This window comes from Nonomuraea longispora, assembly GCF_004348345.1.
Taxonomy (GTDB): domain Bacteria; phylum Actinomycetota; class Actinomycetes; order Streptosporangiales; family Streptosporangiaceae; genus Nonomuraea; species Nonomuraea longispora.
Window position 1 is genome coordinate 1 of record NZ_SMJZ01000241.1, and the last position, 12,223, is coordinate 12,223.

General features: G+C 70.2%; 14 protein-coding genes. 7 read left to right on the forward strand and 7 right to left on the reverse strand.

Annotation, left to right across the window (positions count from 1 at the left end; all coding sequences use genetic code 11):
- On the reverse strand, positions 1 to 373 hold a 373-nt coding region (locus E1267_RS46000; RefSeq protein WP_220449883.1), incomplete at its 3' end, for a hypothetical protein.
- Between the two features lie 86 nt (positions 374 to 459).
- Between E1267_RS46000 and lexA the strand changes: the two genes are divergently transcribed.
- Positions 460 to 1,170 (forward strand): transcriptional repressor LexA, encoded by a 711-nt coding sequence (lexA, locus tag E1267_RS38565; RefSeq protein WP_132340401.1) that lies wholly within the window; start codon positions 460 to 462, stop codon positions 1,168 to 1,170.
- Positions 1,171 to 1,462: 292 nt separating this feature from the next.
- Here the strand turns inward: lexA and E1267_RS38570 are convergent, their stop codons facing one another.
- Entirely contained in the window at positions 1,463 to 2,305 is an 843-nt protein-coding gene (locus E1267_RS38570; protein WP_132340403.1) for a nucleotidyltransferase domain-containing protein, read from the reverse strand.
- A gap of 165 nt (positions 2,306 to 2,470) precedes the next feature.
- On the opposite strand from E1267_RS38570, the gene E1267_RS38575 reads away from it, so the two are divergent.
- Positions 2,471 to 3,490 carry a MalY/PatB family protein gene (locus tag E1267_RS38575; protein ID WP_132340405.1) on the forward strand — a complete coding sequence of 340 codons (1,020 nt, stop codon included), beginning with the start codon at positions 2,471 to 2,473 and terminating at the stop codon, positions 3,488 to 3,490.
- Positions 3,491 to 3,626: 136 nt separating this feature from the next.
- Here E1267_RS38575 and E1267_RS38580 read toward each other — a convergent pair whose 3' ends face one another.
- Positions 3,627 to 4,460 (reverse strand): glycerophosphodiester phosphodiesterase, encoded by an 834-nt coding sequence (locus E1267_RS38580; protein WP_132340407.1) that lies wholly within the window; start codon positions 4,458 to 4,460, stop codon positions 3,627 to 3,629.
- 200 nt (positions 4,461 to 4,660) lie between these two features.
- On the opposite strand from E1267_RS38580, the gene E1267_RS38585 reads away from it, so the two are divergent.
- Positions 4,661 to 6,019: an MFS transporter gene (locus E1267_RS38585; protein WP_132340409.1), complete on the forward strand. Its 1,359-nt coding sequence runs from the start codon at positions 4,661 to 4,663 to the stop codon at positions 6,017 to 6,019.
- Here the strand turns inward: E1267_RS38585 and E1267_RS38590 are convergent.
- Positions 5,970 to 6,440, reverse strand: coding sequence for a pyridoxamine 5'-phosphate oxidase family protein (locus tag E1267_RS38590; protein WP_132340411.1), 471 nt, complete (start codon positions 6,438 to 6,440; stop codon positions 5,970 to 5,972). The genes E1267_RS38585 and E1267_RS38590 overlap by 50 nt on opposite strands.
- Positions 6,441 to 6,484: 44 nt before the next feature.
- Positions 6,485 to 6,886: an ester cyclase gene (locus E1267_RS38595; RefSeq protein WP_132340414.1), complete on the reverse strand. Its 402-nt coding sequence runs from the start codon at positions 6,884 to 6,886 to the stop codon at positions 6,485 to 6,487.
- 37 nt (positions 6,887 to 6,923) lie between these two features.
- Here E1267_RS38595 and E1267_RS38600 point away from each other — a divergent pair, with 37 nt between their 5' ends.
- The 3 genes from E1267_RS38600 (at position 6,924) to E1267_RS38610 (ending at position 10,235) form a co-directional block, all read left to right on the forward strand.
- Positions 6,924 to 8,135 carry an amidohydrolase gene (locus E1267_RS38600; RefSeq protein ID WP_132340416.1) on the forward strand — a complete coding sequence of 404 codons (1,212 nt, stop codon included), beginning with the start codon at positions 6,924 to 6,926 and terminating at the stop codon, positions 8,133 to 8,135.
- A 59-nt stretch (positions 8,136 to 8,194) separates the two neighbouring features.
- Positions 8,195 to 9,289 (forward strand): PrsW family intramembrane metalloprotease, encoded by a 1,095-nt coding sequence (locus E1267_RS38605; protein WP_132340418.1) that lies wholly within the window; start codon positions 8,195 to 8,197, stop codon positions 9,287 to 9,289.
- A 316-nt stretch (positions 9,290 to 9,605) separates the two neighbouring features.
- Positions 9,606 to 10,235, forward strand: coding sequence for a pyridoxamine 5'-phosphate oxidase family protein (locus E1267_RS38610; protein ID WP_132340420.1), 630 nt, complete (start codon positions 9,606 to 9,608; stop codon positions 10,233 to 10,235).
- Here E1267_RS38610 and E1267_RS44995 read toward each other — a convergent pair.
- Positions 10,232 to 10,399 (reverse strand): hypothetical protein, encoded by a 168-nt coding sequence (locus E1267_RS44995; protein ID WP_161715007.1) that lies wholly within the window; start codon positions 10,397 to 10,399, stop codon positions 10,232 to 10,234. The genes E1267_RS38610 and E1267_RS44995 overlap by 4 nt on opposite strands.
- A gap of 502 nt (positions 10,400 to 10,901) precedes the next feature.
- The gene (locus E1267_RS38615) at positions 10,902 to 11,351 is read right to left on the reverse strand and encodes a hypothetical protein (protein WP_132340422.1); all 450 of its coding nucleotides are present in this window, start codon (positions 11,349 to 11,351) and stop codon (positions 10,902 to 10,904) included.
- An 82-nt stretch (positions 11,352 to 11,433) separates the two neighbouring features.
- Here E1267_RS38615 and E1267_RS38620 point away from each other — a divergent pair.
- Positions 11,434 to 12,223, forward strand: a 790-nt coding sequence (locus E1267_RS38620) for an MFS transporter (protein ID WP_165960033.1), incomplete at its 3' end; no start/stop codon positions are given.

Consider the following 12,223-nt stretch of genomic DNA (forward strand, 5'->3'; position numbering starts at 1 on the left):
GTGGCACGGTGTCGCGGCCCGCGCGGGGTGGCGGGACGAGGCGCAAATGGGATCTTCCTCTGTTATTCGAACGGGGCCCCAACCTCTTGCCGGAATTACCGCTGGCGACGGGCTGTGCCCGCGTATTGTCTCCCCGTCGAACCTCACTGCGCGTGGCATCGGCGATGAGTGTGAGTTGGTTGACGTCTTCGCTGGTCGTGTCCATGTTCGTGGGTGTTCGCATGGATGACCTCCTGCCATGCGGCCCGAAGAAAAGGCCAAATAAGATCAGCAAATCGAACACGATGTCGATCGAACTCCCGTACGATGTTGTACACCACGCACGCGACTTTTTCGAGGAAGACTCGAACAATTGTTTGAAGATGATCTTCAACGGAGATACGGTCGCTGTGTGCGACAACAGGACCACGGACTGGGAGGTTCGCCGGTGAGGCGGGCCGCCAGGCGAGGAGGAAGAGCATGACCGAGCGGGATGACGCAAACGGGGTCAGCGACCTCGCGGTGCGACGGCGAGATTCCCTGGGCCTGACGCCGAGGCAGCGCAAGATCCTCGAAGTGATCCGCGACTCGGTGCAACAGCGCGGATACCCGCCCTCCATGCGTGAGATCGGCGAGGCAGTGCAGCTGACCAGCACCTCCAGCGTGTCTCACCAGTTGACGGCGTTGCAGCGCAAGGGCTACCTGAGGCGTGACCCCCACCGCCCTCGCGCGCTTGAGGTGCGGCTGCCCGGCGAGCCCGTGATGTGGGTCGACCCCGACGCCGCCCCCGACGTCGAGTCCACAGTGAGCCGTCCCACGGCCGCCTACGTGCCCCTCGTGGGCCGCATCGCCGCCGGTGGCCCGATCCTTGCCGAAGAGAGCGTCGAAGACGTCTTCGCCCTGCCCAAGCAGCTGGTCGGTGAGGGCACCCTCTTCCTCCTCCAGGTCACCGGTGACTCGATGATCGAGGCGGCCATCGCCGACGGGGACTGGGTCGTCGTCCGCCAGCAGCCGGTGGCGGAGAGCGGCGACATCGTGGCCGCGATGATCGAGGGCGAGGCCACCGTCAAGACGTTCAAGCGCAAGGACGGTCACGTCTGGCTCGTCCCCCACAACCCCAACTACGAGCCCATTCCCGGTGACGAAGCCAGCGTCCTGGGCAAGGTCGTGGCGGTCCTGCGGCGGCTGTAGCGCGACGGGGTGACCAGGGCGCGCGTCCGACCGCACGCGCCGCGATGACGGCGCGCGCCACACACATGCCATGGGGAACGACACCGCACATCGCCCCCGCGGTTCGCGCGACGGCCCATTTACGCCGCCGGCGAGTCAGCAGCCCACCCACATCCGCGGTCCTCAACACCGGGCGCGTCCCGATCGGTCGGGTGGCCGCCCGTGCACTTGTGTACACCATGCGTCGGGGCCGGCGGGTGCGATCGATACGCGATGCTGGCACCACACCTGCGTCCACGAGCGTGGTCGTCCGTCAGCGGGTGGCGTACAACGCGTGTGCGGACGTGATGGCCTGGCCGGCGAAGCCGAGCACGTCCTTCCTGCGTTCGAACGGTGAGCCGTAGAGCGACTGCCGCGGGGTGCCGAAATGGTCGCTCAGTCCCGAGGCCAGGCTGCCGAGCGTCGGCGCGGCGCTGTCCTCCTCGCGCACCCGCAGCGCCTCGTTCACCACGCGGTGCCAGCGCTCGGGGAACGCCTCCAGCGCGTAACGCCCGGCCTCCGTCTTGGAAGTGATGTCGCCCGTCGCCAGCGTGTAGTGCAGTCGGGCGACGCCCGTGACGATCCACAGTGTGCCGTAGCCGCCCAGGCTAATCAGGCCCCAGGGAGTGGTCAGGTGGGAGGCCCGGCTCGCCAGGCGCCGCCAGTAGCGGTCGAGGTTGTCGTCGGTCCAGGCGGCCAGCGCGTCAGGATCGTTCCAGATGTCGAACTCGTCTGGCTTGGGCCCTCGGCAGGTCAGTCCGTGCTCCGCCAGCGTGTGCCAGGTGACCGGGGTGAGCTCGCCCCGGCGGTTGAGCCTGCCGTGCTGCGCCTGCGGGCGGGTGCCCAGGTCGTTAGGGCCGCGGCGCAGGTCGTCCCAGGTGAGGTACACCCCGTCGAAGGGGTGGGCGCCGAGCCGGGTGTGGATGCGCTCCAGTACGTCTTCCGGCGGGGCGGCGGCCGTGACGGCGATGAAGTCCACGTCGCTCGTGCCCGGCCGGTAGTCGCCCAGGGCGGCCGAGCCCTCGAGATAAAGCCCCTCCACCAAGCCGGGAGCCTCCACGTCGGCGATCGACAGGTAGGTCTCGACGATGGCGTCGACCTTCGAGTGGGGCATCATGGCCGCCCAGCCTGCCACAACCGGCGGCAGCACCTCATCAACATTCGAGAATCCTAAAATGGGTGGGTGGATTACGCATATACCCCCGAAGGGCTCAAAGTCGCACACGATGGTCTGAAATGGGCAGCGGTTGAACCGGGCGTGATCCCCGCCTGGATCGCCGACATGGATCTGCCCACCGCCACCGAGGTGGTCGAGGCGCTGCGGCGACGGGCGGACGGCGACCTCGGCTATCCGGCCTGGCTGACCGATCCCTGCGCGGGGCCGCTGGCCGAGGCGTTCGCCGAGCGCATGGCGGGCAAGTACGGCTGGGCGGCCGACCCCGCGCTCGTACGCTCCTTCAACGACCTGAACCAGGCGCTCCAGGTGCTCCTCCACATCTGCACCGAGCCCGGCGACGGCGTCGCGGTGCACACTCCCGCCTACCACCCGTTCCTGTCGACGCTGGAGGTCATGGAGCGCCCGCTCCGCCCCATCCAGATGGAGCCCGACGGCGGCTCGTGGCGTTTCGAGGTGCCCGACCTGACCGGCTGCCGGGTGCTCCTCCTGGTCAACCCGCACAACCCGACCGGCAGGGCCTTCACCCGCGACGAGCTGACCGAGCTGGCCGAGCACGCCGAGCGCCACGACCTGCTGGTCCTCGCCGACGAGATCCACGCCGACCTCGTGTACGAACCGCACCGCCACATCCCGTTCGCCACGATCCTCCCCGAGCGCACCGTCACCCTCACGTCCGCGACGAAGGCGTTCAACCTGGGCGGCATCCGCTGCTCGGTCGCCCACCTCGGCCACCCGGGCGTCCGCGAGGCTCTGGAGTCGCAGCCACCCTTCGTGTACGGCTCCCCGAACGTGTTCGGCGTCGAGGCGACCGTCGCGGCATGGCGGCACGGGGACGCCTGGCTGGAACGCACCCTCGCCCTGCTCGACCGCAACCGGCGCACGATCGCCGCCCGCCTGCCGGGCACGTTCGGCTACCGGGTGCCGGAGGCGACGTACCTGGCCTGGCTGCGCGTCGGCAGGCCCGGCATGGCCGAGGTCTTCGAGCGCGAGGCGAGAGTACGGCTGAACGACGGCGCGGACTTCGGCCCCGGCGGCGCCGGCCACGTACGCCTCAACTTCGCCACCACCGAACCCATCCTCGACGAGATCCTCGACCGCCTGGCCGGGACCCATCTCGCAGGCTGACCCATGCTCCGGGGGCATGCCTGTGTCGTGCCGGCGGACGCGGAGGTGACTCCGGGCGTGCCGAGCCCGGCAGCATGGCACCGAGGCTCTGGGGCCAGGGGTCGGCTCCGGGGTCCCGGAGGTGGCTGCCCGGCCGTCAGGCGTCGGTCAGGCCGCGTAGCACGTCGGGTCTGTTGGTGATGATGCCGTCCACCTGGTAGGACATCATCCGGCGCATGTCGTCCGGATCGTCCACCGTGTACGTGAGGACCTCCATGCCGAGCCCGTGCACACGCCGTACGTACGCGGACGTGAGTGTGGTGTACGGCGGGTTGATCTGGTCGGCGAACTCGGCCAGTGACGGCAGCTCGGCGGTCGCCGGCGTGCCGAGCAGCCCGATCGGCACGCCGGGCATGAGCCGGTGGAACCTGCGCATCGACTCCCAGTCGAACGACTGCACGACCAGCCGCCCGGGTGACAGCCAGCGAGGGTTGCGCCGCAGCTCGGCGGCGATGCGGGTTTCGATGCCGGGATACCGGTCGGGGGCCTTGACCTCAAGGAGGAGGCCCATGCGCGAGCCGCTCATCGTGCGCAGTGCCTCGCCGAGGGTGGGCACCGGTTCGCCCGCGTGCTCGCCGGAGAACCACGAGCCGGCGTCGAGCTTGCGGATCTGGGCGAGGGTGAGGTCGCCGACGTTCCACGGCGACAGGCCGGGGAAGACCTTTTCGGCGTCGGTGGTGCGGGTCAGGGTGGTGTCGTGCATGAGGACGAGCTGGTGGTCCTTGGTCTCCTGGACGTCCAGCTCGAACATGTCGGCCCGCTGGTCGCCGGCGAGCTCGAAGGCGGTGATCGTGTTCTCGGGGGCGTACGCGGAGGCGCCTCGGTGGGCGACGTTGACGACCGGCCGGGCGGCCGCCGCGGTGGCGGGGCCGGTGAGCGCGGTCAGGACGGCGAGGGTGGTCGCGATGATGAGGGCGAGTCGTCTGGACATGGGTCTCCACTTCTGGGGAGAGGCCTACGACTCGACGGTCACAAGATCGCATGACTGGCAGTTGAGTGCAGAGTAGCCTCGCGGTGCCCGGACGGTGAGCATCCGACACGCGGACCTGACGGAGGGTCGACGTTCACGACCCTTTAACCTGAAATGTGCATTATCGCGGGGCGTTGGCCGTTCTTCTGTCGGCTTGGTTCATGGCGCAGTTCGACTTCTTCGTGGTGAACGTGGCCGCCCCTTCTCTCGAACACGACCTGCACGCCGGGCCCGCGGCCCTGGAGCTGATCGTGGCCGGCTACGCCTTCACGTACGCGGCTGGGATGATCACCGGCGGGCGGCTCGGCGACCGCTACGGTTACCGGCGCGTGTTCGTCTGGGGCGTGGCCGCGTTCACGGTGGCGTCGGTGCTGGGCGGGATCGCGCAGAGCCCGTCCCAGCTCGTCGCCGCCCGCCTGCTGCAGGGCCTCGCGGGCGCCGCCATGGTGCCGCAGGTGCTGGCCACGATCTCCGCCGTCTATCCGCCGGGGGAGCGGGCACGCGCCATCGGCTGGTACGGCGCGACCGGCGGCCTCGGCTCGATCGCCGGCCAGGTGCTGGGCGGCCTGCTGCTGACGGCCGACGTGCTGGGGCTCGGCTGGCGGGCGGTCTTCCTCATCAACCTGCCGGTCGGCCTGGTCGTCGTCCCGCTGGCCTGGCGGCTGCTGCCGGAGGTGGAGACGGCCCGCCGCTCGAAGCTCGACGTGCCGGGCGCGGCGGGGCTGGCGGCCGGGGTGGGGCTGCTGCTGGTGCCGCTGGGCCTCGGCAACAGCCTGGGCTGGCCCGTCTGGACGTGGGCGTGCATGGTGGCGAGCGTCCCCGTGTTCGCGCTGACCTGGAGCTGGTTGCGGGCGCTCGGGGCGCGCGGCGGGCAGCCGGTGCTCGACCTGGCGCTGCTCAGGGTGCACTCCTACCTGGCGGGCGTCGGGTCGATCGTCGCGTTCATGGCGTACTTCGCCTCGTTCATGTTCACGCTGACGCTGCTGCTCCAGATCGGGCTGGGGCTCACGGCGCTCCAGGCGGGACTGGTGTTCGCGCCGATGGGGGCGATGTTCACGATCACCTCGCTGCTCGGGGCCCGGCTGGTCAGGAGACGCGGGCTGATCGTGGTCATCGCGGGCGGCGTGGTCGTCGTGACCGGGCTGGGCCTGCTCCTGGCGGGCGTGGGTCAGGGGCTGCCGTACGTGCTCGCCGCGCTCATGCTGGTCGGCGCCGGCAACGGCCTGGTGCTGCCGCAGCTCATCGGGGCCGCGCTGGTCGAGGTCGAGCCGCACCAGGCCGGCATCGGTTCGGGTGTGCTGAGCACCGCCCAGCAGTTCGCGGGCGCGGGCGGTGTCGCCGTGATCGGCGCGGTCTTCTTCGCCGTCGCGGAGGGCGGGCGCGAGATCGCGGCCATGCGCTGGTCGGCGGCGGTGGACCTGGTGCTCGTCATCGTCGTGATCGTGTCGGTGGCCTACAACCGGCGCCGCGCTATCCGGCGGGCCTGGCCAGAGCGGTCCCGTACAGCTGTGACACCCTGAGCCTGATCACCAGCCGCCCGTCGTCCACCATCCGGCGAAGGAAGGCGGTGGCGTCGTCGACATGGTGCTGCATGGCCAGCAGTTCCAGGCCCACCTCGTCGCCCGGCTCGGTGCTCACCGGCGACACCTCCGCCTGGCCCTCGGCCACGGCGTAGGACGTGAAGTCGTCGTCGGCCACGTAGAGGGCGCCGCGCGGGTCCTTGTGCAGCTGCCTGACCTTGAGCCGGTCGGCCATGGTGGGAATGCGTACGACGCGCTGCTGGGGATCCCACGTGTACCGGACGGTGGACATGTGGGAGTGGCCGCTGCCCTTGTTGGTGGCCAGCGCTCCGAAGCGCTGCTTGCTCAGCAGGCGGGACAGCTCGTCGTCGCTCAGCGAGCGGGGCGGCGGGCCCGCCTCGGGCGCGTACTCCTGTGACATGCACCATCCCGTACGTACCGCAGACGCCGACATAAAGAGATATGTCAGCCTATCCCCAGTTCCCTGCTGAACGTCTGGGCATCCGAGATCACCCAGTACTCGGCGAACCTGTCTCCCTCGGCTCGCAGGATGTCGTGCCCGCCGAAGGCCACCCTCGTCCCCTCGGGGACGGTCGCACCGGGCAGGCCGCCCCGGTAGGAGCCGTTGAAGGTCCACCTGGCCGCCACGAGGTCGCCGTCGGGTATCGGGCCGACGTCCAGTGTGACCCGGACGTCGTCGAAGGGGGCGTACCCCTGCTTCAGCACCTCGACCAGCTCGCCGGGACCGGACACCTCCATGCCGGGCCAGTGGCCGGTGAAGCCGGGAGTGACGAGCTCGTGGGCGAGCTCGAAGTCGCCGTTCCACATCTCGAGCAGCCACCGTCTGTAAAGATCGGAGATCGTCATTCGGGCACCCTACCCGCTCGCCTGTAAGTTACAGCTCATGAAACTTGCTATCACCAGCGGATATGTCGTGCCGGTCGACGGAGATCCCATCGACGGCGGCACCGTGCTCATCGAGGATGGGAAGATCACCGCGGTCGGCCGTGGCGTGGCCGTGCCGGAGGGCATGCCCGTCGTCGACGCGGGCGGCGGCTGGGTCCTGCCCGGCTTCGTCGAGGCCCACGGCCACCTGGGCGTGTACGAGGAGGCGGAGGGCTGGGCCGGTCAGGACACCAACGAGATGACCGACCCCAACGGCGCCCGCCTGCGCGCCCTCGACGCCATCAACCCCGCTGACCTGGGCTTCGCCGACGCGCTCTCGGGTGGCGTGACCACGGCGGTGATCAAGCCGGGCTCCGGCAACCCCATCGGCGGGCAGACGGTCGCCGTCAAGTGCTGGGGCAGAAGCGCGGACGAGATGCTGGTCAAGGAGCCGGTGAGCGTCAAGAGCGCACTCGGCGAGAACCCCAAGCGCGTCTACGGCGACCAGAAGAAGCTGCCCTCCACCCGGCAGGGCGTGGCCGCGGTGATCCGCGACGCGTTCATGAAGGCGCAGGACTACCGGGCCAGGCGGGCGGCGGCCGAGGCGGAGGGCAAGCCGTTCGACCGCGACGGCACCCTGGAGGTCCTCGTCCGCGTGCTCGACGGTGAGCTGCCCTGGTGCCAGCACACGCACCGGGCCGACGACATCGCCACGGCGCTGCGGCTGTCGGCGGAGTTCGGCTACCGGGTCGTCATCAACCACGGCACCGAAGGCCACCTGCTGGCCGACACCCTGGCCGCCAGGAACGTTCCGGTCATCATCGGCCCGCTTTTCACCAGCCGGTCGAAGGTCGAACTGCGCCAGCGCTCGCTGCGCAACCCCGGCATCCTGGCGCGGGCGGGCGTCGAGCTGGCCATCACCACCGACCACCCCGTCGTGCCCATCCACTTCCTCGTGCACCAGGCCACGCTCGCGGTCAAGGAGGGCATGGACCCGGCCGAGGCGCTGCGGTCGATCACCGTGAACCCGGCCAGGATCATGGGGATCGACGACCGGGTGGGCTCCCTGCGCCCCGGGCTGGACGGCGACGTGGTCATCTGGTCCGGAGACCCGCTGGACGTCATGAGCCGGGCGCAGAGGGTGTTCATTTCCGGCCGGGAGGTGTATTCGTACACCGACGGCGAGCCCGTCGTGGCAGACCCCTATTACCGCGAATCAAGTGACCGTTGAGCGCCTGTAGATGCGTGGCCCGCATAGTGGGCGGACCGAACGGGAAGTGAGAGACCACGATGACAGCTCCGCCCCAGAGCGCACTCTCCCAGCGCCCCAGCAAGGCCCTGCTGGTCGGCCTGGTCCTCTCCGGCGTGCTGGCGCTGCTCGTGCTGGCGGTCCTGCTCGTGGCCGGCGGTCCCGTGGGCTTCGGCCTGGCCGCGCTGCTGGCGGTGGCTCCGCTGCCGGTGCTGCTGGGCGCGGTGCTCTCCCTCGACCGGCTGGAGCCCGAGCCGAAGCTCAATCTGGCGTTCGCGTTTGCGTGGGGCGCGGGGCTGGCGGTCGTGCTGGGCATCGCGCTGACGGTCCTGGGGCAGGAGCTCTTCGTCCGAGCCGGGTTCGGCGCCGCGGTCGTCGACGACGTGGGCGCCGTCGTGCTGGCCCCCGTGATCGAGGAGGCGCTCAAGGGCTCGGCGCTGCTCCTGCTCCTGCGCAGGCGCAGGGAGATCGACGGCCTGACCGACGGCATCGTGTACGCCTCCCTGGCCGGCCTCGGCTTCGCCGCCGTGGAGAACGTCGGCTACTACCTGCTGGCCTTCGAGGAGGAGGGTGCCGGCGGCGCGGTGCAGTTGTTCGTCGTTCGAGGGTTGATCGACCCGCTCGGTCACCCGATCTACACCTCGTTGATCGGAGTGGGCGTCGCGTACGCGCTCACCAGGCGCACCGCGGGACGCTACGCCGCGATCCCGCTGGGCTATCTGGGCGCCGTCTTCCTGCACGGCCTCTGGAACGGCGCCGCCACCACGGGTTCGCTGGCCTGGCTCGGCCTGGCCTACCTCGTGATCATGGTGGCGCTGATCGCGCTGATCGCCGTGACCGTCGCCGAGCGGCGTCACCTCGTCGCCAAGATGGGCGCCTACCTGCCCGGCTACGGGCAGACAGGGCTGGTCACCGAGGCGGACGTCACCATGCTCAGCACGCTGCCCGGCCGTAAGGCGGCGCGCAAGTGGGCCAGGAGGGCCGGGCTCGGCCGGGCCATGAGCGACTACCAGCAGGCGGCGACCGAGCTGACCATGCTGCACCTCCGCGCCGAACGGCAGGGCATGGACCCCGCCAGGTTCGCGGCCGAACGCGATGCGTACCTGGCGGCGATGGCGCACGCCCGGCGCTGGTAGGCGGGTGCGGTGTGGCCCGGGAGGTCGGTAAGTCTGGCAGTCACGCCAGCGTACGCGTCGGTCACGGTGGGTACGAGACCTCATCCGGCAAGGCGAGGAAAGGACCGGAAATGATCCCTGGCTGTGGCAACTGCAACTGCAACGACGCGATGTACGAGGGCAAGCCGTCCCACTGGACCCTGCTGCGCGTCGAGTAACCAGCACCGCGCCGGGGTCGCCCGCATCTCACCACGGCCGGCCCCGGCCCTCGAGCGCGCCCGTCCGGCCGCGGGGAAGGTTACTGACAAAATGGGGAAAAACCCCGAAGGGAGATCACATGAGCTGGGCGGAGATCGGGTCCGAGGACGAGCTGCGCGAGCTTCTCGGCGAGGTGATGCCGAGGGCCGCGACCAAGGAGCGCGTACGCCTCCACCAGCGTGACCGCGACTGGCTGGCGGCCTCGCCGTTCTGCCTGATCGCCACGTCGGACGACCGGGGCTCCTGCGACGTCTCGCCCAAGGGCGACCCCGCCGGGTTCGTGCACGTCATCGACGACACCACGATCGCCGTCCCTGACCGCCCGGGGAATCGCCGAGCGGACGGATTCCGCAACATCCTGAAGAATCCGCATGTGGGGTTGATCTTTTTGATCCCCGGCCGCAACGAGACCCTGCGCATCAACGGCCGGGCCAGGCTCGTGCGTGAGGCTCCGTTCTTCGACGAACTGATCGTCAAGGGCCACCGGCCGCGTCTCGCGCTCGTGGTGGAGATCGAGCAGATCTTCTTCCACTGCGCCAAGTCGTTCATGCGTTCCGCGCTGTGGAAGCCCGGCACCTGGCGGCCCGACGTCCTGCCCTCGCACGCCCGGCTGATCAAGGACGTGCAGGTGGTCGAGGAGAGCGTGGAAGAGCTGGAGCGCTACTACGGCGAGAGCTACGCCGAGAAGTTGTACGCCGCAGGCCGCTAGGCGGCGCTGGTGGGGCCGCCGGGGAAACGGATCACGTTTCTGCCGGTGTAGGCCCGCAGGTCGATCACTTTGGGGTCGGCCGGTGGCTTGCGGCGGTCAGCCGTGCGGATGTAGCGGACCTTGTGCCTGGCGATCTGTGGCGGCACCACCACAAGCCTCGTCATCGTGAGCCCCCCGTGATGTGCTTGTTATCTATGTATCTACAGAAACCCCCGTAAATTCGGCGTAAGGGGCAGATCAGTAGGGCAGCGTGCGACCCGCGGGTGAGCGCAGATCGAGCTCCACGGCCGGCCGCGGGCGCCGTTTGACGGTCGCCCTCACGACTCTCACGCGTCTCATGGTCGTCCCCCTTCCTGAACGCGTGTCCTGCCTCCTGCGACGGTGCGCCACGCCGTTGGGCGGCGGCATGCCGGGCGCCTGTCACCCGCCATGCGCGCCAACCTATCCGGCGCTCGCTGATCGGCTCAAAGCATTTCCGCACAGAGAATGGGCGATGATCCGGCCGCGCACGTGGCTCGCGGTCGCCTCGAACGCGGCCCGTCCCCGTGGCCCGGTCGCGCGCCACCAGGCGCTGCCGTCGCTCCAGCCGGCCTTCCTCAGGTCGCGGCGGGACATGCCCACACACTACCCCCGGCCGTTGACCTGCCAAAACATGGCCGACGGGGCCTAGCCCTTGCAGTTGCCCCAGGACTTGCGCCCGCCCCACGCCTCGACGCGGTTGCCGGAGTCGCGGGTCCAGCCGGAGTAGCGCACGCACTTCCAGGCCCCGTCGATGTGGCCCGTCTCGGCGTAGTAGCGGTATTTCTGCACGTCCTCGCTCCGGCCGCCGCCCCGGACCTCGAGGTAGGCGCCGGTGACCGTGCGGGCGCCCTTGTACGCCGTCTTGATCGCGGCGACGCAGTTCTTGCCACTGCGCTTGCTATACATCAGGTACACGTGCCCGAACACCGCTCCGGCGCGGGTCCTCATCGTGCGGTGACCGTCCTTGACCCGGTGGAAGCCGGGGCCGCAGACGCGCTCGGGGGTGTAGGCGGCCGGTCCGGCGTACGCGGCGGAGGGGGTGGCGGCGAGTCCGGCGGCGGCCAGGGCGGCCGCGATGACCGTGCGGATGAGCACGTGTGTCCCTTCGGCAGGCGGCAATAAGGACACCGTCGATCTTTACTGGGGCTTGATCAGATTTTCAAGGGGGCTTGGTCGGATGCCGCTGATCGCGGTGTGCGCGGTGTGGGGTGTGTTCTGGGGTTCGTGGTCCGCCCTGCTGCCCGCCGTCAAGCTGCAGCTGGGCCTGTCGGCCGGCGACCTGGGGCTGGCGCTGAGCGCCGTTCCCGTCGGGGCGCTGCCCGCGATGGCCCTGGCCGGAAGGTTCGCACGCGGGCGGGAACGTAGCGCTCTGCTGACGTGCACCGTGGTGTTCGCGCTGAGCGTGGCAGGCATCGGGCCGGCCGGCACGGCCTGGCAGCTCGCGCTGGCGCTCCTGCTGCTCGGCGCGTCGAGCGGCGCGCTCGACGTCGCGCTCAACCTGGCGACAGGGCGGGCCGAGCGCGAAAGCGGACGCCGGCTCTTCCAGCCCGTGCACGCCGCCTTCCCCGTCGCGGTCATCGCCGCCGCGCCGGCCACCGGGCTGGCCCGCTCCCTAGGGGTCGGCTCCGGCACGGTGCTGGCGGCGATCGGGCTGCTCGTGGTCGCGGTGTCTCTGACGCTGCTCGCGCTGCCGCTGGGGCGCGGCCTGCCGGACACCTCCTCGCGACCCGCCCGGCGCAGCCTCGTAGGAGCCGCGCTGCTGCTCGGCACGCTGGCCGCCTGCGTGCTCACCATCGAGAACTCGGTCGAGCAGTGGTCGGTGCTGCTGCTTGAGCAGCACCGCGGCGCCGGCCCGGTGACGGCCAGCGTCGCGCCCTCGGTCTACATGGCCGCCCTGACGGTGGGGCGGCTCGTCGTGCAGGCGCTGCCGAGGACACCCCTCAGGGCGCTGCACCTGGTGGCGGGGG